The following is a 24,965-nucleotide window of genomic DNA, read 5'->3' as shown; positions in this document are numbered from 1 at the left end:
TTATGCGAATAAAGTAGCAAACGCTTCCTCTATCTTACCAACTAAAATTAATCTAATTGAATGATTTTTAGAAGATATCTTATTGTATTTAGAGGCAACAAAACTCTTGTAGCCTAATTTTTCAGCCTCTAAAATTCGTTGATCTATTTTAGAAACGGGTCTTATTTCTCCAGCCAAACCAACTTCTGCAGCAAAGCAAACATTTGGATTTATGGCTACATCTTGATTGCTAGATAAAATTGCAGCAACAACAGCCAAATCTATTGCAGGATCATCTACGTTAATACCACCAGTAATATTCAAAAACACATCTTTTGCACCCAATTTAAAACCTGCTCTTTTTTCTAGTACAGCTAAAATCATATTTAACCTTTTTAAATTGTAGCCTGTTGTAGATCTTTGTGGAGTACCGTAAACTGCAGTAGAAACCAAAGCTTGAATTTCTATCATTAAAGGCCTTATGCCTTCTAAAGTAGATGCAATTGCTGTACCACTTAAATCTGCATCTTTTTTAGAAATTAAAATTTCTGACGGATTTGATATTTCTCTTAAACCATCAGATAACATTTCATAAATGCCTAATTCTGATGTAGAACCAAATCTGTTTTTTTGGCTTCTTAATATTCTATAAGTATGATTTCTATCGCCTTCGAATTGTAAAACAACATCAACCATGTGTTCTAAAATTTTTGGCCCTGCAATGTTTCCTTCTTTGTTGATGTGGCCTATTAACAAAACTGGTGTTGCAGTTTCTTTGGCAAATTTTATAAGCTCTGCAGAGGTTTCTCTTATTTGAGATATACTTCCTGGTGAAGCTTCAATTGAATTTGTATGTAAAGTTTGTATAGAATCTATCACCAAAACCTCTGGTTCTGTTTCCTCTATATTTTTAAATATTTGTTGTGTATTGGTTTCAGTTAATATTAAGCAATTCGAATTAACAGCTTCTAAACGTTCTGCTCTCATTTTAATTTGAGACTGACTTTCTTCTCCTGATACATACAATACTTTCTGGCTGATATTTAGTGCCACTTGCAATAATAATGTCGATTTTCCTATACCAGGTTCACCACCCAAAAGTGTTACAGAACCTTTAACTAAACCACCACCTAAAACAGTATCTAATTCGTTATTATTAGTTACTATTCTTTCTTCAGGATTTAGCTGAATGTCGGCTATCTTTAGAGGCTTATTTATGCTTTGTTTTGCAGTTGTAGATTGTTTCCAAACTCGTTTTTCTTCTTTTTGAATTACTTCTTCAACAATGGTGTTCCATTCTTTACAAGCACCACATTGACCTACCCATTTTGCATGTTGTGTTCCACAATTCTGACAGAAAAAAGTTGTTTTGGTTTTAGCCATTTATAGTTCGAATTTTAGAATAGTAAAGTTACAAAGTAAATTATAAATTTAATGAGTTTTGTGTTTGCAAAGCGTTAGCAAATAGTTGCGTTAGTGATTGAATGGCATGTTTGAGCTCTTTTTGTTTTTCACAAAAAAGCGAGTAATGAAAGCACGACCTTTAGGGAACGCTGTAAAAATTATTTTTTATTTACAATTGGTAAAAGCACAAATGCTAAACCACCAAAGACGATAATCATGGCTGTTTGTGCTGTCCACATAATCCAACCAAAAGCGGTTGCTGGTTCTGTTGGAATATCAAATAGTGCTAAAGCACCTGCTACTGCAATTGGGTAGAGGCCAATTCCGCCATTTGTGGCAGCTATCGAAAACCCTCCAGCTATAAATGCGATTAAAATTCCGCCAAAAGGAACCTCTAGACCATCTATTGCAGGTATTGTGGCCCAAAACATGGCTACATACATTACCCAAATAAAAACAGTATGAAAGATAAAAGCCCACTTGTTTTTCATTTTAAAGATGCTTGTTGCACCTTCTATTAAGCCAGTTACAAAGGTTTTAATTTTTAATAAAAAACCAGATTTTGCTTTTTTTACAAAAGATGAAAAAATGTAAAAGGCAATAATTAAAATAGCTAAACCAATTATTATTTTGGTGGGATTAAAATTTTCGGTTAATAGGTTGTAGATAAAATCGAACTGAACAAAAAGGGTTAATGCTACAATTAGCAACATCATAATAAGATCTGCAATTCGTTCTGCAACTATGGTTCCAAATCCTTTTTCAAAGGGTACATTCTCATAGTTGGATAACGCATATGCTCTAGAAACTTCGCCTGCTCTTGGTAGTGCTAAATTTACTAAATAACCTATTAATACTGCTAAAACACTATTGGTAAACTTTGGTTTGTAACCTAAAGGTTCTAACATAAACTTCCACCTATAAGCTCTAGATAAATGACTTAAAATACCAAAAAATAGGCCTAGAAAAATCCAACTATAATTGGCTTCTTTAAAATAGGCTAACAAAACATCGAAAGATATTTTTGAGATGGAATACCAAACTAAAATACCTCCCAAAATGAGAGGTAATATTAGTTTTAAAATTTTTTTGATATTCAAAATTCTTAGGTAAGTGTGTTGTCTTTTTCGTTTGGAAAAACTAATTGAGGCTTAAATTTCTTAGCTTCTTCTAGTTCCATAAAAGCGTAAACAATTAAAATTAAAACATCGCCAACTGCAACCAATCTAGATGCAGCCCCATTGAGTGTAATTTCTCCACTTCCTCTTGGACCAGGAATTGCATAAGTTTCTAAACGATTACCATTGTTGTTATTTACAATTTGTACACGTTCACCTTCAATAATTCCTGCAGCATCCATTAAGTCTTCATCAATGGTAATGCTTCCTATATAATTTAAATCTGCACCTGTAACTTTTACACGATGGATTTTAGATTTTACTACTTGTACTAACATGCTGCAAAAATAAGAATTTTTTAATTAGGATTGTTTTAATTTAATGTTGTCTATTAAACGTATATCGCCTGCAAATACTGCAATGAAAGCCCTATATTTTTTATCAGATTCTTTAGTAATTATGGTTTCTAATGTTTTTTCTTCAGCAATTGTAAAATATTCTAATTTTAAGAGAGGATGCTCTTTAAATTCTTTTTCTACCCAATAAACTACTTTTTCTGCAGATTTAGTTTTAAATTTTTTACGTGCTTTTTTTAGGGTTTTGTATATAAATGGTGCTGCTTCTCTTAAACTTGGGTTTAATCTTACATTTCTAGAACTCATTGCTAAACCATCATCTTCTCTGTAAATTGGGCACCCCTTAATTTTTAGTTTTAAGTTGTGCTTTTTAACCATTTTTTTAATGATTTGTAATTGTTGAAAATCTTTTTGACCAAAGTAAGCAACATCAGGATTTACAATCTCAAAAAGGGTTTTTACAATAGTACCAACTCCGTTAAAATGCCCATCTCTAAACTTACCTTCCATTTTAAATTCTAAGCCATCAAAATCAAAACTATCAGAAGAAATATTGTTGTTGTAAATTTCGTTTACAGAAGGATAGAATAACGCATCGCAATCAATACTTTCTAGCATTTGCTTGTCTTTATCGAATGTTTTAGGGTAATTTACAAGATCTTCTTCTTTGTCAAACTGAGTTGGATTTACAAAAATACTAACTACAACAAGATCATTTTTTTTCTTAGCTTCTTCAATTAAAGATAAATGACCTTTATGCAATGCACCCATTGTTGGTACAAAACCGATGCTTTTATTTTCTATTTTTTTGTTAGAAAGGTGTGCTTTTAAAGGTTGTTTTTCAGTAAAAACTTTCATGGGTAATGGCTGTAAATTGTCTGCAAACTTACCATTTTAACACGATATTAGCATAAAAATTTGTATTTTTGCCCTTCTTATAAAAAGAGTTTGATTAATGAAGGACAAAAGAGTATTATTTGTTTCGTCTGAAGTTGTTCCATATTTACCAGAGACAGAACTTTCTTCTACAGCGTTTTTAGCTGCGAAAAATGCACATTCAAAAGGAGTACAAACCCGTATTTTTATGCCAAGATATGGTGTTATCAATGAAAGAAGACACCAACTACATGAGGTAATTCGTTTATCTGGTATGAACTTGGTTGTTAATGATATAGATATGCCACTAATAATAAAAGTAGCCTCTATTCCTAAAGAAAGAATGCAAGTTTACTTTATTGATAACGAAGAGTATTTTAAAAGAAAAGCGGTTTATACAGATGAAGATGATAAGTTGTTTTCAGATAATGATGAAAGAGCAATTTTCTTTGCGAAAGGAGTTGTAGAAACTGTTAAGAAATTAAACTGGGCACCAGATATTATTCATGTGCATGGTTGGATGGCATCTTTGTTACCACTTTATTTAAGAGAATTTTATAAAGAAGAACCATTGTTTACCGAAAGTAAAATTGTTACTTCGCTTTATAATAATGGTTTTGAAGGCGATTTAAATGCAGACATGTCTAGCAAAATAACTTTCGATTTAAATGAGAGTGATAAAATATCGACTATACAAACACCAAATCATACTAATATTTTAAAAAGTGCTATTGAGAATTCTGATGCAATTATTCATGGAAGTGAAGACATACCTGAAGAATTAACAAATTTTATCGAAGAAAAAGAAAAGCCAGTTTTAGGATATCAAGTAGAGAATTTGAAAGAAGCTTATTTAAATTTTTATGCTGATTTATTGTCAGATAAACAATAATTTTTGAAGTGAAAAATATCGTAAAAAAGAGTGTTTATATAGTAGCTGCTATATATTTTTGTTTTGCAGTTGTTTCTTGTGAGTCTGATTTTACAGACATAGATACCAATGTAATTACCAATACAAAGTTTGATACAAACGAAATTACCCTAGATATTACTGCAAGTAATAGCCCTTTAGAGGTTTTACAAACAGATAATATTTCTAGACAAATTAATCAGTACTTATTAGGGGTTTATGCAAGTTCAGATTATGAAAAGATTGAGGCTTCTATTGTTTCTCAATTAAATCTAGAAGCAAATTTACAGGTTGTAGATGATGCAGATATTTCAGACACAACTACAGTTTTAACCAAAATTGATACTGTTTTCCTTAAGTTACCTTATCCTGTTGCTTTAGAAGATGTTTCTGATGCCACTAGCGATTTTGAATTTGATGGTATTGTAGGTAATCCTGCTACCCCATATACCTTAAACGTTTATAGGTCAAATACTTTTTTAAATAATTTTAATCCTTCAGATCCTACAAAGTTAAACAGTTACAATTCAAAAGATGACTTTGAAAAAGTAGGTAGCCCTTTAAATGTGCAAACAGATTATCCTTTATCACCAAGTTTAAATGATACCATGTTTGTTGTAAAAAGAAGAATGATTGATAATACAGTTGTTGGAATGGATACTATCAAAATATTCAGTTCTGCAGCTAGTACTAACCCAATTCCTTTTGCTAGAATTCCTTTAGATGAAGATTTAATTGAGCAATTATTTTTAGATAAATATGAAGATGCAGAGTTTAGCTCACAAGATGCTTTCAATGATTATTTTAGAGGAGTTATTTTAGAAGCTACAGGTACAGATGGTTCATTAATTACGTATAATTTCGATACTGCTATTACAGATTTGAGTCCTTCAATTGAAGTTTACTACACAAATACTGTTTACACAGCAGGAACTACTGATACTATTAAAACTGTTCGAAAAAACAATACATTCTTATTGTCAGGTTATAGAGTAAATACTTTTGACATGCAGGATAGAACGTATCCAGACAACAATGAGATAAAAATTCAAGGTGCTGCTGGTAGTGAAGGAGAAGTAACTTTATTTGATGAAACTGTTTTAAGCACATTAAGAAGCAATAATTGGTTAATTAACGATGCTTCCTTAACTTTTTATATCAATCAATCTGCAGATACAGCTTCTGTGCCTGAAAGATTATATCTATACAAGACTGATGGAGATGCAACTAGCCCAGTATTTAGCCAAATTGAAGATGCAGTATCAGAGGCTGCATTTGGTGGAATTGATGGTAATTTAGTGCGTGATTCAGATGGAAAAGTAGAAAAGTATACGTTTAAAATTACAGATTACCTTTCTGATTTAGTTATAGGATTAACAGATTATAATCCAACTTTAAAAATAAAAGCATTTAATACGTCAGATATTCCAACAACAGATACTATCTTTAGAAACTTTAGTTGGAACCCTAGAGCCGTAACTTTATTGAATAACGACCCTATTAATGGTGATAAAAAAGCAGTTCTAAAAATATCTTACTCAGAAAAAAAATAATTAACCAAGCCAAAAAAATTAATCAAAAATGTGTGGAATATCAGCTTATATAGGTCATAGAGATGCCTATCCTATTGTAATAAATGGTCTTAAAAGATTAGAATATAGAGGTTATGATAGTGCAGGTGTAATGATTTTTGACGGTGAAGAAATGCAACTTTCTAAAACAAAAGGGAAAGTTTCTGAACTTGAAAAAATTACAGATGCAGAAGAAGAAAGAAAAGTTGGTAATATTGGTATGGGTCATACACGTTGGGCAACACATGGTGTGCCAAATGATGTAAACTCACATCCACATGCATCTCAATCAGGAGATTTAGTTATTGTGCATAATGGTATTATCGAAAATTATGATACAATTAAAAAAGAACTAATTACAAGAGGGTATACTTTTAAAAGTGATACAGATACAGAGGTTTTAATAAACTTAATTCAAGAGGTTAAGAATACTGAAGGTTGTAAATTAGGTAAAGCTGTTCAATTGGCATTAACAAATGTTGTTGGAGCTTATGCTATTGCTGTATTTGATAAAAATAAGCCTAATGAAATTGTTGTAGCACGTTTGGGAAGTCCAATTGCTATTGGTGTTGGTAAAGATAATAAAGAGTTTTTCGTAGCTTCTGATGCTTCACCATTTGTAGAATTCACAAAAGATGCTATTTATCTTGAGGATGAAGAAATGGCCATCATTAAATTAAATAAAGGTGTAAAAGTTCATAAAATTAATGATGACTCGCAAGTAGACCCTACAATTCAAAAGTTACAGATGAGCTTAGACCAAATTGAAAAAGGAGGTTATGATCATTTTATGCTTAAGGAAATACATGAACAGCCTAAAGCCATTACAGATACTTTTAGAGGTAGAATGCTACCAATAGAAAACAGAATTAAAATGTCTAGTATTGATGATCATCTAGACAAGTTTTTAAATGCCAACAGAATAGTAATTATTGCTTGTGGTACTTCTTGGCATGCAGGCTTAGTAGGTGAATACCTGTTTGAAGATATGGCTAGAATTCCTGTAGAAGTAGAATATGCTTCAGAATTTAGGTATAGAAACCCTATTATTACAAATAAAGATGTTGTTATTGCCATTTCTCAATCAGGAGAAACAGCAGATACACTTGCAGCAATTAAATTAGCCAAATCTAAAGGTGCCTTTGTTTACGGAGTTTGTAATGTGGTAGGTTCTTCTATTGCCAGAGAAACACATTCAGGTGCTTATACACATGCTGGTCCAGAAATAGGTGTAGCTTCTACAAAAGCGTTTACAACACAAATTACTGTATTAACATTAATTGCTTTAAAATTAGGTAAAGCTAATGGTTCTTTAGCTCCTCATACTTTCAAAAACTACATCCAGAAAATGCAATTAATTCCTAGACAAGTAGAGGAATTATTGAATATTGATGAGCATGTAAAAGAAATTGCAGCTGTTTATAAAGATGCGAAAAACTGTTTATATTTAGGTAGAGGATTCAACTTTCCTGTGGCTTTAGAAGGAGCTTTAAAACTTAAAGAAATTTCTTACATTCATGCTGAAGGGTATCCTGCAGCTGAAATGAAGCATGGGCCAATTGCTTTGATTGATGAAAATATGCCAATATTTGTTATTGCAACAAATAAAGGTCATTATGAAAAAGTAGTGAGTAACATTCAAGAAATTAAATCTAGAGCAGGTAAAATTATTGCTGTAGTAACAGAAGGCGATGTTCAAGTGAAAGAAATTGCAGATCATGTGATTGAAATTCCTGATACTGAAGAAGCATTAACGCCATTGTTAACTACAATACCTTTACAATTATTATCTTATCATATAGCAGTAATGTTAGGTAAAAATGTAGATCAGCCAAGAAATTTAGCGAAATCAGTTACTGTAGAATAATTAGGTAATTGAATATATAGAATTAAAAAAATCCAGCTATTTAGCTGGATTTTTTAGTTATATCTTATCATGTACTTTTGTATGATTTCCATCATTCCACAGAGTTAAAATATCTGTAGCTACAGCTGCTCCACTACCTGCAGCAATTGCAAATTGACTTCGATGTCCAGCTATAGTTCCACAACAATATAAGCCATCTGTTATAAAATGATCTTTGTTCTCTAGTTGAATTCTATCTTTTGCAGGATTTGCTTTTTTATGAGGAATCAAATAACTGTTTAAACCATCTATTGTAAATGGTTTTGAATAGTTTAAGGCTATGATTGCTATTTTAGTGCTATAGGTGTTCTTATTAGTTTTAACGCTGTAAACATCCTCTATTTTGTCTATAGATAGTACTTTTTCTTTCTCTATTTGTGCTATATGAGCGTATAAACTATTTAATTGACTCTTACTTTGTTTCAAAATGTCTTTACCAAGAGTACCTGCAGATAAACCAAGAACATTATTAAATAGTGCATTTTCTAAATGAGAAGCTCTTTGGTGGGTAATAATGCCAATTTTTTTATCCGAAGCAAAAGCTTTGTTTTTTGCAGACCCTAAAACTAAGGCACATTGCATTCCAGAAACTCCACCACCAATAATTAAACAGTCAAACATCATATTAAATAAATAATGCTTTGATATTTTGAGCAAATAATTTCACAGCGATTGCTAATAAGATTACCCCAAAAACTTTTCTAATAATTTGTATTCCAGAAGGTCCTATTAATCGTTCTATTTTAGAAGATGTTTTTAAGACAATGTAGATAACAATAACATTAAAGAAAACTGCAACAATAATGTTTTGAATTGCAAATTCAGCTCGTAAAGAAAGCAGTGTAGTTAAACTTCCTGGCCCTGCAATTAAAGGAAAAGCTAATGGAAATATAGTAGCAGTTATAGTTCCAGAATCACCATCATCTTTATAAAGTGTAATTCCTAAAATCATTTCTAAAGCAATGAAAAATAAAATAAAAGAACCTGCTACAGCAAAAGAGTTTACATCAATACCAATTAAACTTAGTAAACTCTGCCCTAAAAAAAGAAAAATAACCATGATACAACCTGCTATAATAGAGGCTTTTTCAGACTGAATATGACCTACTTTTTTACGTAAATCAATTACAATTGGTATGTTACCAATAATATCGATTACTGCAAAAAGTACCATAAAAGCAGTAAAAATTTCTTTTAAATTAAAATCCATCATAAATCAATTAAATTTTGGTGCAAAATTAGTCAACTAACTTTATCAATTTATAAAAATACAGTAAAAAATATACTTATTTTTGCCATTATGTTTCAACTAGGTAAAACAATCGTTTCTGAAGATATTATAGAAAAGGAATTTGTCTGTAATATTTCTGCATGTAAAGGTGCTTGCTGTGTAGATGGCGAAGCTGGTGCTCCATTAGAAAAAGAAGAAACAAAAATCTTAGAGAATATTTATCCGAAAGTAAAGCCTTTTTTGCGTAAAGAAGGTATAGAGGTTATAGAAAAAGAAGGTGCTTGGGTAACAAGTGAGTGGGGTGAATTAGAAACACCTTTAATTGATGGTGCAGACTGTGCTTATGTTATTTTTGATGATAAAAATACCGCTCTTTGTGGTATTGAAGAAGCGTATAATCAAGGAGAAATCAGCTGGAAAAAACCTATTTCTTGCCATTTATACCCAGTTCGAGTTAAAGATTATAGCGAGTTTTCTGCTGTGAATTATCATAAATGGGAAATTTGTGATGATGCTTGCTCTTTAGGTAAAGAGTTACAGGTGCCAGTTTATAAATTTGTAAAACAAGCGTTAATTCGAAAGTTTGGTCAGAATTGGTATGATGAATTAGAGAAAGTCGCCGAAAATTATAATAATAAATAGCATCCTTTATAAGGATGTTTTTTTTGGCATAAAGTTTGTTTTAACATAGTCTTAACATTTAAACTTTCTAATTATGAAAAACGTGAAAAAACTACCTACCAAACAATTAGAAAAGTTCTCAACCATTTTTACTCAGTTAGGACTTGTATTAGTACTTTTTGTGGTCTACATTGTATTAGAGCATGAAACAAAACAGAAATCTTTAGCAGTCTATGAACCAGAAGTCTCCAAAGGTATTTACTTAGAGCCAAATACAGAGGTTTTCTTTACCAAGGAAACAACTGTTAAACCTAAGGTTGAACTACAAAAACCAGATCGATTAATCTTAGATGAGAAAATTGATAAGGTTGATGATGATAAAACTGAATCGGTTATTCTAACAGAGCCTAAAAAGCAAAAAGTTGATTTTGATATTGATAAAATTGAAACAGTACCAGAACCTGTAGATGAAGAAGATGAAGATCCTGTTCCTTTTATTTCAATAGAAAACGCGCCAATATTTAAAGGCTGTGAAGGCTTATCAAAAGAGGAAAACAAAAAGTGTTTTGACAAAAAGATGCTAAAATTTGTACAACGAAATTTTGACGCTCAGTTGGCCAATGAAATTGGTTTAAGATCTGGTAAATACAGAATTCAGACTCAATTTATTATTGATAATACTGGTAAAGTTGTAGATATTAAAATTAGAGCACCTCATATTAAGTTGAAGCAAGAAACTCAAGAATTGATAGAAAAACTACCTCAATTTACACCAGGTAAACAAGGTTCAAAATCTGTTAAGGTTAGGTACACTTTACCTATTTCTTTTTTAGTAGATTAAATAAACCTCTAAATATGTAAAAAAATAAACCCAACTATTTAGTTGGGTTTTTATATTTAGTACATTTACAAAATAAATTACCTTAAATATTGATATGGAATACTTTGCTCACGAAACAGCTGTTATAGATGATAATTGTAAAATAGGAAAAGGCACTAAAATTTGGCATTTTAGTCACATTATGTCTAATAGTAAAATTGGTGAAAGCTGTAACTTGGGTCAGAATGTAGTTGTATCTCCAAATGTTGTTTTGGGTAGAAACGTAAAAGTGCAGAATAATGTATCTATTTATTCAGGAGTTACTTGCGAAGATGATGTTTTTTTAGGGCCATCTATGGTTTTTACAAACGTTATAAATCCTAGAAGTGCCATTAATAGAAAAAATAGATATTTAAAAACGAAGGTTAAGAAAGGAGCAAGTATTGGTGCTAACGCAACTATAGTGTGTGGTAATCATATTGGAGAATATGCATTTATTGGTGCTGGAACTGTAGTTACAAAAGAGGTTTTACCTTATGCATTGGTTGTTGGGAATCCTTCAAAACAAATAGGTTGGGTTAGTGAACATGGGCATACCTTAGATTTTAATAATGATGGTATTGCAGTTTGTAAAGAAAGTAAGGTTGAATATGAATTAAAAAATAATAAGGTCACAAAAAAAGCTTAGTAAATAAATACTAAGCCTTTTCTATTTTGATAAGAGATTTATTTATGGTGCAGGATTTGGAATTTCTGCATGCACAGCATTAATTTCTTTAATAGTTTCTTCAGATAACTCAACATTAATAGAATTAATATTCTCTTTTAATTGATCTAATTTAGTGGCTCCAATAATGTTACTTGTAACAAAAGGCAATTGATTTACAAAGGCCAGAGACAATTCAGTTAAGGTTAAATTATTTTTTTCTGCAATTTGTAAATATTTTTTTACAGCTCTTTCACTTGCATCGTTTTTATACCTTGCAATAAATCTAGGAAATAAAGTTCCTCTTGCACCTTCAGGTAAATTTCCGTTTAAATATTTTCCAGATAATACGCCTTGAGCTAAAGGTGAGTATGCTAATAAACCAACATTTTCTCTTAAAGAAACTTCGCTCATACCAACTTCATAACCTCTATGAATCATAGAATAAGAGTTTTGCACAGTAACTGGTCTTGGTAAATTATATTGTTCTGAAGCTTGCAGGTATTTCATTGTACCCCAAGGAGTTTCGTTAGATAAACCAACGTGTTTTATTTTTCCTTGTTTAATAAAATCTTGAAGTGTTTCTAAGATTTCTAGGTAATTTTCAGTTTCATCATTGGCTGCTTGTAAAGGGAAATCTCTTACTCCAAAACAATTTACACCTCTATTTGGCCAGTGCAACTGATATAAATCTATATAGTCTGTTTGTAAACGCTGTAAGCTTTTGTCTACAGCATCTATAATATTATCTTTACTTATACCTCCATTTCTAATATGAGCAGTATAATCTCCTCCACCAGCTATTTTACTAGCTAAGATTACCTTTTCTCTATTTCCTGTCTTCTTAAACCAAGTACCAATTATTCTTTCAGTACCTCCATAAGTTTCTGGGTTTGCAGGAACTGGATATAGTTCTGCTGCATCAAAAAAGTTTACACCATTTTCTAAAGCATAATCCATTTGAGCATGGCCTTCAGCTTCTGTATTCTGATTTCCCCAAGTCATAGTACCTAAACAAATTTTAGATACTTCAACATCAGTATTTGGTAATTTTGTGTATTTCATTTGTTATAAAAAAAGATGATTTTTAACTTATTCTACCTCAGAAACACGTAAAGTATTTACCATACCTTTTGCTTCTGCTGGCATAGATGCTAAGTTAATAATTAAATCTCCTGCTTTTACAAAACCTTTGTCTTTTGCTATTCTGTTTACATCTTCTACTGTATCATCTGTAGAAAAGTTTTTATTGTAGTAATACGCTCTTACACCCCAAAGTAAATTTAATTTACCAAGTATTCTTCTGTCTGTAGAAAAGGCTAAAACATGAGTTCTAGGTCTCCATGCAGAAATTTGGAATGCTGTATAACCACTGTTAGTTAGTGTACATATAGCAGCTGCATTGGTGTCATTTGCCATTAATGCTGCATGATAACAAATTGATTTAGTTACAAATCTATTGGTTCTAATATGTGGTGCTTCATGTGGTACTTTAATCATTCTAGAGTTTTCCACACTTTTAATAATTTCAGACATTTTCTGAATTACTCTAATTGGGTGTTTACCTACAGAAGTTTCTCCAGAAAGCATTACTGCATCTGCACCATCCATAATAGAATTGGCAACATCATTAACTTCTGCTCTAGTTGGTACAGAGTTATCGATCATTGTTTCCATCATTTGTGTTGCAATAATTACAGGAATTCTTGCTCTTTTTGCACGTCTAACTAATTTTTTCTGAATTAATGGTACTTCTTGCATTGGTATTTCAACACCTAAATCTCCACGAGCCACCATTAATCCATCACAATAAGGAATTAAAGCATCTAAATTTTTAACGGCTTCTGGCTTTTCTATTTTGGCAATTACAGGAATTCTATATTCTGAATGTTGTGCAATTAAATCGCGTAACATTCTTAAATCATCTGGTGTTCTTACAAAAGATAAAGCAATCCAATCTACTTCTTGTTCTATTGCGAAGACTGCATCTTCCATATCTTTTTCTGTAAGTGCAGGTAAAGAAATAGCTGTGTTAGGTAAGTTTACTCCTTTTTTAGATTTTAAAGGGCCTCCTACAATTACTTTTACAACAACTTCGGTTTCTTTATTTGTAGAAACTACTTCGAAAAGTAATTTACCATCGTCTACTAAAATTTGTTCACCAACTTTTACGTCTTTTGGAAAACGTTGATAGGTCATAAAGGCTTTTTCTTTAGTTCCTATACATTTTTCAGTTGTGAATGTAAAGGTATCTCCATCATTTAATTCAACACCTTCTTCCATAACTCCAACTCTTAGTTTAGGACCTTGTAAATCGCCTAAAATTGCTATGTTAAAGCCATTTTCTTCATTAATCTCTCTAATGATTTTTACTTTTCGTTTTACATCTTCATAATCTGCATGAGAAAAGTTAATTCTAAAGACATTTACACCAGTTTTAGCTAAATCTGTAAGTATTTCTTTAGTATCTGTTGCTGGCCCTAAGGTTGCAACTATTTTAGTTTTATTATTATTTGGCATATCTTAAAAAGTTAAAAAGTCTTTAGACTTTAGTGAGTTTTTATCTATTGAATAGGATGTAATAATGTGATTAATTTCTTTTATTTTATCTACAACTTCTAGGGTAAAACTATAATCGAAACTGCCCGAAATTTTGATAAAGAAATCTACTTTTTTCTTTTCTGAAATTAAATATGTTTTTGTTTCAGAAGTTAGTAATAATTCGTTCGATTCTGTTTGATTTTCTCTTTTAGAGCTATTAGCTATTAAAAACCATTCGTAATCAAACTCTTCATTTAAATAATTATAAATTGAAAAGGATGCTTTATGTGAAGTATCGTTAAACTTTAAATCGTTTTTCGATTTGCACAAATTTATTCCTAATTTCTTATTAAGCAGGTAAGCTAGCTTATAATCTTCTAATGTAGTGTGTATTCCTATTAAGGAATATTCTTCTTCAAAAACATCAAGACTTAATGAATGAATAGGCACAAATATCAATTAGCTTTAATTCCACTTAATAAGTTGCTAATTTACTAATTGTTTATGAGTTTTTTTGAGATTTTCACGAAAACGTTATCGTGTTTAGCCTGCAGAAATTTCACTTTGAAAGGCGTAATATACTCTCTTTGAGGCTTGTTCCTCTGCTTTCTTTTTAGAGGTTGCTCTACCTTTAGCAACTTGCTCTCCATCAATACTAACTTTTACACTAAAGTGTTTAATGGCTTCGTTTCCAGAATCCTCATAAGTTTCAAACTTATATTTTTTCTTCTGTTTTTGGCACCATTCTATAATTAAGCCTTTGTAGCTTGTAATTTTACCCTCTAATCTCTCAATATTAACATAAGGTAATATTACATTTTCATAAATAAATTTTTGGGCATAGTTGTATCCTCTATCTAAATAAATAGCACCAACTAAAGCTTCAAAAATATTTCCATGAATATTATCTCCTACAGTGTTTTGATCAATATTACTTTTTACAAAACGAATAAGTTCTAAGTCTTTACCTAATTCATTTAAATGCTCTCTACTAACAATTTTAGATCGCATTTGGGTTAAATAACCTTCTGAACCAGTAGGTACTTTTTTGTACAAATAAGATGCAATAACAGAGCCTAAAATAGAATCTCCTAAAAACTCTAAACGTTCATAGTTAATAGGGTTTCCTTTACTGTCTGTCATTTGCACAGATCTGTGTGTAAACGCTTTTTTGTATTTACTAATTTTCTTTGGTGAAAAATTGAGCAAGGTTTTTAATTCGAAGTATAACTCTTTATCTTCATCAGACTGAGATTTGACTATTTTTCGAATAAAATTCATAGTTTATTCCTCTAATTTCTTAAAGGCAACACAAGCATTATGACCACCAAAACCAAATGTATTACTCATTGCTATATTCACCTCTCTTTTTTGAGCTTTGTTTAGCGTAAGATTTAATTCTGGATTAATATTTTCATCTGGAGTAGAGTGATTTATAGTAGGAGGTATAATACTGTTTTGTATTGATAAAATAGACGCAATTGCCTCTATTGCACCAGCAGCTCCTAATAAATGCCCTGTCATAGATTTGGTAGAATTGATATTAATACTCTTAGCATGCTCTCCAAAAACCTCAGAAATTGCTTTAAGTTCAGCAACGTCTCCTAATGGAGTAGAAGTACCATGTGTATTAATATGATCTACATCTTCTGGCTTAATTCCAGAGTTTTCCAAGCAGTTTTTCATAACTGCTATTACTCCAATTCCTTCTGGATGTGGAGCTGTCATATGATAAGCATCAGAAGACATACCACCACCAATTACTTCAGCGTAAATTTTAGCGCCTCTAGCTTTTGCATGTTCATATTCTTCTAACACAATAGCACCTGCACCTTCACCTAAAACAAATCCATCTCTTTCAGCATCAAAAGGTCTTGATGCAGTTTCTGGGCTTTCGTTTCTGGTTGATAATGCATGCATAGAGTTAAAGCCACCCATACCAGCTATAGTTACAGCAGCTTCTGAACCACCAGTAACAATAACATCACAATGACCTAATCTTATGTAGTTTAGTGCATCTATCATCGCATTTGCAGATGATGCACATGCAGATACAGTAGTGTAATTTGGCCCCATAAATCCATTTTTAATAGAAATATTTCCAGGAGCAATATCTGCAATCATTTTTGGGATAAAGAAAGGGTTAAACCTTGGAGTACCATCTCCTGCAGCAAAGTTTAAAACTTCATTTTGAAAAGTTTCTAAACCACCAATTCCTGCTCCCCAAATTACGCCCACACGTAATTTGTTAACTTCGTCTAGATTTAGTTTTGAATCTGCAATAGCTTCATCTGAAGCAACCATTGCATATTGCGTAAATCTATCCATTTTACGAGCTTCTTTTCTATCTAAAAAGTCAGTAGCTGTAAAATTCTTTAATTCACATGCAAAACGAGTTTTGAACTTGGCAGCATCATAATACGTTACAGGTGCTGCTCCACTAACTCCGTTAATTAAAGCATTCCAATATTCTTCTATATTATTACCAATTGGTGTTAAAGCACCAAGTCCAGTAACTACTACTCGTTTTAACTGCATATAAATATTACTTTTTTGCTTCTTCTATATAGCTAACTGCTTGACCTACAGTACCAATGTTTTCTGCTTGATCGTCTGGAATTTGAATATCAAATTCTTTCTCGAATTCCATAATTAACTCAACAGTATCTAAAGAATCTGCTCCTAAATCATTTGTGAAGCTAGCTTCTGTTGTTACTTCATTATCGTCTACGCCTAATTTATCTACGATAATAGCTTTTACTCTTGATGCAATGTCTGACATAATTTTTTGTTTTTTTAAAATTTAAATCGGGGCAAAAATACAAATCTTATTAATTCTAACTAACTTTTGCCTAAAAAATGATTACTAAATATAAATAAAAATGTTTAATAGCCTTTAATAATTGCTTGATTTCTTAATAATTATTCCTTTTTTTGTAAAATAGAAATATAAATATGAAACGTATTATTGTTTTTGCTTCTGGCTCAGGTTCAAATGCCGAAAATATTATTAAATTTTTCAACAAAACTAAAACTGCAAAGGTTGTACAGGTTTTATGTAATAATAAAGAGGCCAAAGTTTTTGAGCGATGTTCAAAGCTAAATGTACCTTGTTTACACTTTACTAGAAATGATTTTTTTGAGACAGACACTATTTTAGAGCTGTTAAAAGAGAAGGCAGATTTTATTATTCTTGCAGGTTTTTTATGGAGAGTGCCTGCTAAGGTTGTAAATGCGTTTCCAAAGAGAATTATAAATATTCACCCTGCTTTGCTACCAAAATATGGAGGTAAAGGTATGTATGGAATGAATGTACATAAAGCAGTTGCTGAAAATAATGAGTCAGAAGCCGGAATTACCATACATTTTGTGAACGAAAATTATGATGAAGGTGCTATTATCTATCAAGCAAAAACAGCACTTGAACCTGACGATTCTCCAGAAGAAATTGCGAATAAAATTCATAAATTAGAGCAAGCCTATTTTCCAAGAATTATTGAAGGTGTAATTTTAGACGTTAATGAGTAAAAAGAAATTCTATGTAGTTTGGAAAGGGCGTAAACCTGGAATATTCTCATCATGGAATGTTTGTAAAAGACAAATTGATGGTTTTGAAGGAGCCCAATACAAATCTTTCTTAAGCTTAGATGAAGCAGAACTTGCCTTCACAAAAAAGTTTGAAGATTATAAAGGAAAAAAATCAACTGCTAAAAAGATGTCTGCATCAGAATTGCAGAAATTTGGAGCTCCCAATTTAGAAAGTATCTCTGTAGATGCTGCATGTTCAGGTAATCCTGGAAAAATGGAATATAGAGGGGTTTTAACGCACAATAAAAAAGAAATCTTTAGAAAAGGCCCCTTTAAAAAAGGCACGAATAACATAGGCGAGTTTTTGGCTTTGGTACATGGTATTGCTTTACTTAAAAGCAAACAAAAAGAAGAGGTGCCTATTTACTCAGATTCTAAAATTGCTATGAGTTGGGTTCGTCAGAAAAAATGCAAAACCAACTTACATTTTGATGCTTCTAATAAAGACTTACTTGATTTAATTAAAAGAGCAGAAAATTGGTTAAAACAAAACACTTTTAAAAACCCGATTTTAAAATGGCAAACCAAAGCTTGGGGTGAAATACCTGCAGATTTTGGTAGAAAATAGAATACCCCAATGTTAAAATTATGTTAAGGTAATTTTGTATGTTTGTAAAACACACCACCTTAAATAATTTTAATGACCAAGCAATATTTACTTTTAGGTGCCCTTATTGTCCTATTTACGTTTAGCAAGTGTAAGAAAGAGCCTTCAGAAAACTATCTTCTAAATCAAGTTGCAGCCTCAGAAACAGGCATAGATTTTAAGAATCAGCTTACAGAAGATGCCAATCATAGCATTATAAACTACATCTATTTTTACAATGGTGGAGGTGTTGCAACTGGCGATATTAATAATGATGGTTTACCAGATTTATTTTTTGTTTCTAATCAAAATCAAAATAAGCTTTATTTAAATAAAGGCGATTTTAAATTTGAAGATATTACCAAAAAATCTAAGATTAAGAGCAATGCTGATTGGAATACTGGGGTTACCATGGTTGATATTAATAACGATGGCTATTTAGATATTTATGTATGTGCAGTTTCTCAACTTTTAGATTTTCAAGGTCATAACGAATTGTATATAAATAATGGCGATAATACATTCACAGAAAAATCTACAGAATATGGTTTAGATTTTAAAGGGTATAGTACACAATCTTACTTTTTTGATTATGATAAAGATGGTGATTTAGATGTTTACATTGTAAATCATGCAGTGCATACTAACTTATCTCATGGTAAAGCCTCTAAACGAAATAAGAGAATGCCTTTGGTTGGCGATGTTTTACTGCAGAACAACAATGGTAAATTTATAGATGTAAGTACAGAGGCTAACATTTTTGGTGGTGTAAATGGTTATGGTTTAAGTGCTTCTATTGCAGATTTTAATAATGATGGTTGGGATGATATTTACGTGTGTAACGATTTTCATGAAGATGATTACTATTACATCAACAATAAAAACGGTACGTTTTCAGAAGAATTAGCCTCTAAATTTTCTACTATAAGTCGTTTTTCTATGGGAAGTGATGCAGCAGATATTACAGGCAATGGTTATCAAGACATCATTACTTTAGACATGTTGCCAAATGACGAAAAAGTACTAAAAGAAACAGAAGGAGATGATGCTATGCTTAACATGCAAGCCAATCTTAAAAATTTAGGGTACAGAGATCAATACTCTAGAAACATGCTTCAAATCAATCAAAATGGAGAATACTTTAACGAAACTGCTTTGTATAATGGGGTTGCAGATACAGATTGGAGTTGGTCTCCTCTTTTTGCTGATTTTAATAACGATGGTCATCAAGATTTATTTATTTCTAACGGAATTCTAAGAAGACCTAACAGTTTAGATTTTAAAAAATATGTATCTAGTACCTTTAAAAAATATGGTCAAAAGAAAGGAGTAGATTGGTTGTATAAATCAATAAATGAAATGCCAAGTGGAAGTGTTCCAAATCAAATATTTAAAGGTAATTCTGCAAGATTTAAAGAAACTACAGGCAATTGGCTAGCCAAAGAAGCTTCTTTATCTAATGGGGCTGTATATGTAGATTTAGATTTAGATGGCGATTTAGACTTGGTAACCAATAACGTAAATGCGCCTGCAGGTATTTTTAAAAATAAGAGTTCAGCTACAACAAAATCAGCTTCATTTCAATTAACATATAAAGACAATAATAAAGAAGCTATAGGTGCTAAAGTTCATTTATATTCTAATGGTAAAAAGCAAACCAAACAAATTTTTAAATCGAGAGGTTTTTTATCTTCTACAGAAGCTAAGGTTCATTTTGGTTTAGATACAATTGCTAAAATTGACTCAGTTTTGGTTATTTGGCCAAATTTAGAAGTTCAAAAAATTGAAGGTATTTCTGCAAATCAGCTTACAAAAATCACCTACTCATCAACTAAAAGATTGTTTAAAGCTGATGCAAAAAACAGTATTAATCAAACTTTTGAAGAAGAAAATTTAATTGATTATGTTCACGAAGAAGATTCTTATAACGACTTTTTTTCCGAAAAACTGTTGCCTTATAAAGTTTCTACTCTTGGGCCAGCATTAACCATTGCAGATATAGATAATAATGGTTTTGAAGATATCTTTATAGGAGGTTCTTCTGGAAATGCTGCTGCACTTTATATGAATTCTGGTACATCATTCAAAAAAAATATACCAGCAGTATTTGAAACAGACAAGGCTTTTGAAGATAATGATGCTGCTTTTATAGATATTGACAAAGATGGAGATTTAGACCTTTATGTAGCTTCTGGTATTCATGAAAAAAGAAATCAGAATTATGAAATAGATCGTTTGTACATTAATACGAATGGTAGCTTTAAACGATCTGAAAATAAAACGTTAATCAATCCATTAAACACCTCTACAATTATTGCTTACGATCATAATAAAGACGGAGATGAAGATATTTTTATTGGTAACTTATCCAATCCTGGTAGTTTTGGAGCCACAGTAAATTCTGCAATTTTAAACAATGATGGTAAAGGAAACTATACTATTCACTTAAAATTTAATTTTAATAGTAGAGTTACAGATGCTGTTTGGGCTGATGTGAATAACGATGATCAAAAAGATTTATTGATTGCTTCAGAGTGGGACACTCCTAAGATTTACATCAACAACAATGGTAATTTTACCTTACAAGAATTGCCAGAAAGTTTACATGGTTTATGGCAAAGCATTGCCACTTTTGATGTGGATTTAGATGGAGATCAAGACATTGTTTTAGGAAATTGGGGAGAGAATAATAGGTTTACAAAGTATATCGATAATCCTATTTATTTCTATTTTGGAGACTTTGATAAAAACGGAAAAAAGGAAAGTATTATAACCTATAAGGTAGGTGATGAATATTATCCTCTAAACACAAAAGATGAATTGGCTTCACAAATGAATGTGATGAGTAAGAAGTTTGTAAATCATGCAAATTTTGCGCTAACTCCTTTTAATAAAATATTTAATGATTCTATAATAGCTAAAGCTAAAAGAAGTCAAATAAATACATTGTCTTCTGGTTACTTAGAAAATAACAATGGCAAATTTAGCGACTTTGTACCTTTTGAGGCCAGTTTACAAATGGGGCCAATTACCTCTTTCACAAAAGTTAATATTAATAATAAAAATCAACTATTAATATCTGGTAATTCTTTAAAGGTAAATACATATCATGGTGGTTATACAGCCTTAAAAGGTTATTTTATGAGTGATGTAAAGAATGTAGAACCTGTTTCTAAATATGGTATGCAACCTTTTCATAATCAAATCAAGACAACTGCAGTTGTTAAAATGAAAAATAAGAACTTGTTACTTGTACTTGCAAATAATGATAGTTTAAAAACGTATAGTTTTAAGTAGAGATTTACAAATTATACCCAATAGACAACATTATGATTCTTGGTAAAATAAAGGTTTTACGATCTGAAATTAAAAAGTCTGAAAAACTGTTGCTTTGTTTAAACTGTGCATTAAACAAGTTTTGTGCTGTTAGTTTATAACTCCAAGCAGAATCTTCATTTTTATAAGAAAGCGTTGCATTAGCAATTTCATACGTGTTTTTTTGATCTAATGTTTTATTTTGATAGTTGCTTTTTCTGTAATCAAAATTAAAAATGAAGCTTTCTAAAAAATCATAATCTATAGTAATAAAAGGCTCTGTAGTTACAAATTTAGAAGTGTTTGTACTTGCTGTAAAATTACCTATTGTTCTCTTTAAACCAACTTCTATTGTTGGAAATTTATCAATTAAGGTTTGAATACCTAACTCATAATCGTAATTGTTATTTGTGTTGGTTTGGATGTTATTGTTTAATTCTTGTATGTATTTTGAGTTGTTAAAACCAATATCGAACTTATACTTTAGTTTTTTTATGGATTTTTCTAAATGAATATTTCCACGCCAATTTTCTGAAGGATTATCAAACATTTTTACCGTTAAAAATTGGTTGATGTCATTAAAATCAACTGTATTTCTAACACCTCTTATTTGTTTGTTATAGTTTAAACTTGCAAACAGCATTAAACCTCTGAACAAACTAAATCTACTGTAATAAATTCTTGCAGCATGATATAAATTGTTTTCTATATTTTCATTTCCTCTAAAAACGGAATTGTACGATTGTAAATAAAAACGATTTGCAAATCTACTGGCATCAGAAAACGATGTTTTTAAATTGTAATTAATAGTAACTTTTTTAGATTTAGTAAACTCAATTTTTGCTAAAAAATCTGGTAAAACCACCCACTTATTTTTATCTAAATTGGTTTGATTTTGTAAAGACCAACTGTAATTATGAGCTTCAAAACCTTGTTTTACAGTAAATATGCCTGTTCTAAATTTATAATGCATACCAACAAAAAAGTCGTTTAATTTAAAGTTTACATCGTTTCCAAAACCATCTGGTGCAAAGTTGTTTATAGTACCATCATCTAAAAGTTGACTATCATCAGTTATAAAATTTTCATTACTAAATTTGTTACCTAAAGTTGTATAAATATGATTGTTGTTATTAATTTCCCAAAAATGTTTAAAAACACCATCAAAATTATGCTCTTGTGTATTTTTAAGTTGATTAATTCGTAATAAAGTTTGGTTATTATCAGCAGGAATTAAACCTTGTAAAATAGGATCTTGTGTGTCCCAAAAAGTAGTTTTATCACTTTTATCGAACACATAATTAAAAACAGAAGAAAACGTGTGTTTATCATTTTGTCTTTTATGCCATTCTATATTTTGGTTGATGTAGGTTGCTGTTAAATCTCTATCTGTGTTTATAGTGTTTGTATTGCCATCAATCAAAGAAATTAAACTGTTATTATTGATATTATTGGTTCTTTTTACTTGACTTCTGGCATACCATTTTTCTTTAGAATTAGGGTTGTATTCTAAGTTTAAATTACCAATACCTAAAAGGTTATCTGCATTTGTTGTGTTGGTTCTTTTTTCTGAAAACGTAGTGTATTCATTTAAATTTTCTATGAAACTTGCTGTTTCTGAATTAGAAACAATGGCATAACCTGAAACATCTAATTTTTTTGTAGCTACTTTGGTTATGTTTAAAGCTCCAAATTTATGTTGACTACTCAACATATCATTACTTTGCATAAACTGAGAAAAGTCGCCACCTTTCCAACTAAAATTACCGCTAAAAACTGCATTTACTCCACCAGAAAAACTCATATAATCTCTAAACGTGAAAGTTTTTTCGCCAATATTATTAATGTTCCCTATAAAATTAACATTCGTTTTCGGAGAATAATAAAACAAATTAGCACTTGCTTTGTAAAAATCTTTATTGCCTTTACCAGCTTCTATATCACCAAAAACAAAGCGTTTTTTATCTTCTTTTAGTTTGATGTTCATAGCCATATCATCTGAATCTGACAAGCCTTTTAAAAAGGAAACTTCGTTGTAATTATCAATAACCTCTACATTACCCACAGCATCAGCTGGAATATTTTCTACTGCTAACTTAGAATTACCACCAAAAAATTTTTTGCCATCTACTAACATTTTGGTTACTTTTTTACCTTGCACAGTAACTCCACCATTTTTATCTACCTCAACGCCTGGTAGCTTTTTTAACACATTTTTTAATTTGCGTTCTGAACCATCTATAAATTTACTGGTTTTGTAAGTAGTGGTATCTCCTCTTACAGTTACTGGCATTTCTATAACCACCTCATCTAATTGCTCTGAAGCTTGTTGTAAAATAAAATCTTTTTTTGTGTCTTTTAATGCAACAAACTCATAATCTAAAGGTATGTAACCTAAATAAGAAATACTAATAGTAATCGTATCTCCTTTTTGTAAAATTAGCTTGTAATACCCTTCGTTATCAGTAATTGCAAATTGCAAATTTTTAGAAACATCTTTGGGTTTTGAAATTACATTTGCATAAGGCAAAGGGTTTTGTAAGCTATCTTTTACAAAACCCGTTAACGTTACTTTTTGGGAATAACTAAAACACGAAATTGTAAGTACAAAAATAATTAGGAGTTTCTTTTTCATAAATGATAACTTATTGTTTTTCTATTTTTTTCCACATAGCAGCTCCTCTTTGTCTAGCTTCTTCAGCAGTAATTTTATCGCCTTTTGTTGGTTTATTAATGATAATTTTATCTTTTGGATTTAAAATTATTTCTGATGTACTAATTGTTCTTTTTGACATTTCTACCAAAATAACCAAGCCAGGCAAACCATTAAATTTTAGAGGTCCAAAACTGACAGGTATTTCTGGTGTAAACCAAACTACAGGTTTCATTTTTCTATTTGTAGAGGCAATATCTATGGCTTTATAACACAAATAGTTTCCTATCTTTTTAGATTCTTGTGTTATTTCCCATTTTTTTGTATCAATTTCTATGAGCAATAATTCTCCAAAAGTGCTATTTTCTTTAAAATATTCTCCTGTTTTGGTGTTTTTGTAATACTTATCATTTCCACCAGCAGAAGTTCTGTTTACGTTATAGGTTGGTTTGCCATCATTTTGCATTTTATCTTCTACAAAATATAAAGATTCAGTATTGTTGAATTCTAAAAATGCTTTTACATCTGGAGTGTTTTCCAAAATATCTCTCATCCATTTGTCCATTTTTACATTTTTCTTTTTAAAAGATTTAGAAATTGAGTCTATTTTCTCTTTTGTGTAAGATTCCATTGAAACTACATACGTTACTTTTCCACTGATTTTTTGAGAAAATCCATTTAATGAAATAACTAATAATAAAGTAAAAAAGTAGTTTTTCATCTCGATGTTTTCTTTTAAGAACGAAAATAATATTGCATAGTTTCAAAGTCGATAGGTTGAAAT

The 24,965-nt window shown here is 30.8% G+C and carries 23 protein-coding genes; 9 read left to right on the top strand and 14 right to left on the bottom strand.

Translation table 11 applies throughout. The annotated features are described in order from the left end of the window. The 4 genes from radA to panC all read right to left on the bottom strand — a co-directional run bounded on the left by radA (position 1) and on the right by panC (position 3,715). Positions 1–1,362: a DNA repair protein RadA gene (gene radA / locus MED152_RS08205; protein WP_015481398.1), complete on the bottom strand. Its 1,362-nt coding sequence runs from the start codon at positions 1,360–1,362 to the stop codon at positions 1–3. A 179-nt stretch (positions 1,363–1,541) separates the two neighbouring features. Beyond that, positions 1,542–2,483, bottom strand: a complete 942-nt coding sequence (locus MED152_RS08200; protein ID WP_041383512.1) for a lysylphosphatidylglycerol synthase transmembrane domain-containing protein — start codon at positions 2,481–2,483, stop codon at positions 1,542–1,544. Positions 2,484–2,488: 5 nt separating this feature from the next. Next, positions 2,489–2,839: an aspartate 1-decarboxylase gene (gene panD, locus MED152_RS08195; RefSeq protein ID WP_015481396.1), complete on the bottom strand. Its 351-nt coding sequence runs from the start codon at positions 2,837–2,839 to the stop codon at positions 2,489–2,491. A 24-nt stretch (positions 2,840–2,863) separates the two neighbouring features. Further along, the gene (gene panC / locus MED152_RS08190) at positions 2,864–3,715 is read right to left on the bottom strand and encodes a pantoate--beta-alanine ligase (RefSeq protein ID WP_015481395.1); all 852 of its coding nucleotides are present in this window, start codon (positions 3,713–3,715) and stop codon (positions 2,864–2,866) included. Between the two features lie 97 nt (positions 3,716–3,812). Here panC and MED152_RS08185 point away from each other — a divergent pair, with 97 nt between their 5' ends. The 3 genes from MED152_RS08185 to glmS are packed head-to-tail and all read left to right on the top strand — an operon-like array spanning position 3,813 to position 8,081. After that, complete coding sequence (locus tag MED152_RS08185) at positions 3,813–4,625, top strand: glycogen/starch synthase (protein WP_015481394.1); 813 nt, start codon at positions 3,813–3,815, stop codon at positions 4,623–4,625. Positions 4,626–4,633: 8 nt separating this feature from the next. Beyond that, complete coding sequence (locus MED152_RS08180; RefSeq protein ID WP_015481393.1) at positions 4,634–6,196, top strand: DUF4270 domain-containing protein; 1,563 nt, start codon at positions 4,634–4,636, stop codon at positions 6,194–6,196. A 28-nt stretch (positions 6,197–6,224) separates the two neighbouring features. Continuing rightward, positions 6,225–8,081: a glutamine--fructose-6-phosphate transaminase (isomerizing) gene (gene glmS, locus MED152_RS08175; protein WP_015481392.1), complete on the top strand. Its 1,857-nt coding sequence runs from the start codon at positions 6,225–6,227 to the stop codon at positions 8,079–8,081. Positions 8,082–8,138: 57 nt separating this feature from the next. Here the strand turns inward: glmS and MED152_RS08170 are convergent, their stop codons facing one another. Further along, on the bottom strand, positions 8,139–8,744 hold the full coding sequence (locus MED152_RS08170) for an FAD-dependent oxidoreductase (protein WP_041383509.1): 606 nt from the start codon (positions 8,742–8,744) through the stop codon (positions 8,139–8,141). Position 8,745: 1 nt separating this feature from the next. After that, entirely contained in the window at positions 8,746–9,330 is a 585-nt protein-coding gene (locus tag MED152_RS08165) for a MarC family protein (protein ID WP_041383507.1), read from the bottom strand. A gap of 90 nt (positions 9,331–9,420) precedes the next feature. Between MED152_RS08165 and MED152_RS08160 the strand changes: the two genes are divergently transcribed. The 3 genes from MED152_RS08160 (at position 9,421) to MED152_RS08150 (ending at position 11,480) form a co-directional block, all read left to right on the top strand. Further along, positions 9,421–9,993, top strand: coding sequence for a DUF3109 family protein (locus MED152_RS08160; RefSeq protein ID WP_015481389.1), 573 nt, complete (start codon positions 9,421–9,423; stop codon positions 9,991–9,993). A 73-nt stretch (positions 9,994–10,066) separates the two neighbouring features. Continuing rightward, on the top strand, positions 10,067–10,813 hold the full coding sequence (locus MED152_RS08155) for an energy transducer TonB (protein ID WP_015481388.1): 747 nt from the start codon (positions 10,067–10,069) through the stop codon (positions 10,811–10,813). 94 nt (positions 10,814–10,907) lie between these two features. After that, positions 10,908–11,480 carry an acyltransferase gene (locus MED152_RS08150; protein WP_015481387.1) on the top strand — a complete coding sequence of 191 codons (573 nt, stop codon included), beginning with the start codon at positions 10,908–10,910 and terminating at the stop codon, positions 11,478–11,480. Between the two features lie 42 nt (positions 11,481–11,522). On the opposite strand, the gene MED152_RS08145 is transcribed toward MED152_RS08150, so the two are convergent. The 6 genes from MED152_RS08145 to MED152_RS08120 form a co-directional block, all read right to left on the bottom strand. Continuing rightward, entirely contained in the window at positions 11,523–12,563 is a 1,041-nt protein-coding gene (locus MED152_RS08145) for an aldo/keto reductase (protein ID WP_015481386.1), read from the bottom strand. Positions 12,564–12,590: 27 nt separating this feature from the next. Beyond that, entirely contained in the window at positions 12,591–14,018 is a 1,428-nt protein-coding gene (pyk, locus tag MED152_RS08140) for a pyruvate kinase (protein WP_015481385.1), read from the bottom strand. Positions 14,019–14,021: 3 nt separating this feature from the next. After that, positions 14,022–14,489: an IPExxxVDY family protein gene (locus tag MED152_RS08135; RefSeq protein WP_041383504.1), complete on the bottom strand. Its 468-nt coding sequence runs from the start codon at positions 14,487–14,489 to the stop codon at positions 14,022–14,024. Between the two features lie 93 nt (positions 14,490–14,582). Beyond that, a complete protein-coding gene (gene rnc / locus MED152_RS08130; protein ID WP_015481383.1) occupies positions 14,583–15,320 on the bottom strand; it encodes a ribonuclease III in 738 nt (245 codons plus the stop codon). A 3-nt stretch (positions 15,321–15,323) separates the two neighbouring features. Then, the gene (gene fabF, locus MED152_RS08125; RefSeq protein WP_015481382.1) at positions 15,324–16,577 is read right to left on the bottom strand and encodes a beta-ketoacyl-ACP synthase II; all 1,254 of its coding nucleotides are present in this window, start codon (positions 16,575–16,577) and stop codon (positions 15,324–15,326) included. 7 nt (positions 16,578–16,584) lie between these two features. Then, on the bottom strand, positions 16,585–16,821 hold the full coding sequence (locus MED152_RS08120; protein ID WP_004569249.1) for an acyl carrier protein: 237 nt from the start codon (positions 16,819–16,821) through the stop codon (positions 16,585–16,587). A gap of 173 nt (positions 16,822–16,994) precedes the next feature. On the opposite strand from MED152_RS08120, the gene purN reads away from it, so the two are divergent. The 3 genes from purN (at position 16,995) to MED152_RS08105 (ending at position 21,510) form a co-directional block, all read left to right on the top strand. Further along, complete coding sequence (gene purN / locus MED152_RS08115) at positions 16,995–17,567, top strand: phosphoribosylglycinamide formyltransferase (protein ID WP_015481381.1); 573 nt, start codon at positions 16,995–16,997, stop codon at positions 17,565–17,567. Beyond that, complete coding sequence (locus MED152_RS08110; RefSeq protein ID WP_015481380.1) at positions 17,560–18,195, top strand: viroplasmin family protein; 636 nt, start codon at positions 17,560–17,562, stop codon at positions 18,193–18,195. The genes purN and MED152_RS08110 overlap by 8 nt, the downstream gene beginning before the upstream one ends. A 72-nt stretch (positions 18,196–18,267) precedes the next feature. Beyond that, on the top strand, positions 18,268–21,510 hold the full coding sequence (locus MED152_RS08105) for a VCBS repeat-containing protein (RefSeq protein ID WP_015481379.1): 3,243 nt from the start codon (positions 18,268–18,270) through the stop codon (positions 21,508–21,510). A gap of 4 nt (positions 21,511–21,514) precedes the next feature. Here the strand turns inward: MED152_RS08105 and MED152_RS08100 are convergent, their stop codons facing one another. Continuing rightward, complete coding sequence (locus MED152_RS08100; protein ID WP_015481378.1) at positions 21,515–24,163, bottom strand: carboxypeptidase-like regulatory domain-containing protein; 2,649 nt, start codon at positions 24,161–24,163, stop codon at positions 21,515–21,517. Between the two features lie 10 nt (positions 24,164–24,173). Then, on the bottom strand, positions 24,174–24,902 hold the full coding sequence (locus MED152_RS08095; RefSeq protein ID WP_015481377.1) for a GLPGLI family protein: 729 nt from the start codon (positions 24,900–24,902) through the stop codon (positions 24,174–24,176). Positions 24,903–24,965: the final 63 nt, after the last annotated feature.

The sequence above is a fragment of the Polaribacter sp. MED152 genome, from assembly GCF_000152945.2.
In the GTDB taxonomy this organism is placed as follows: Bacteria; Bacteroidota; Bacteroidia; order Flavobacteriales; family Flavobacteriaceae; genus Polaribacter.
Note: the sequence above shows the minus strand (reverse complement) of the source record. Positions and strands in the feature narration are given on the sequence as shown.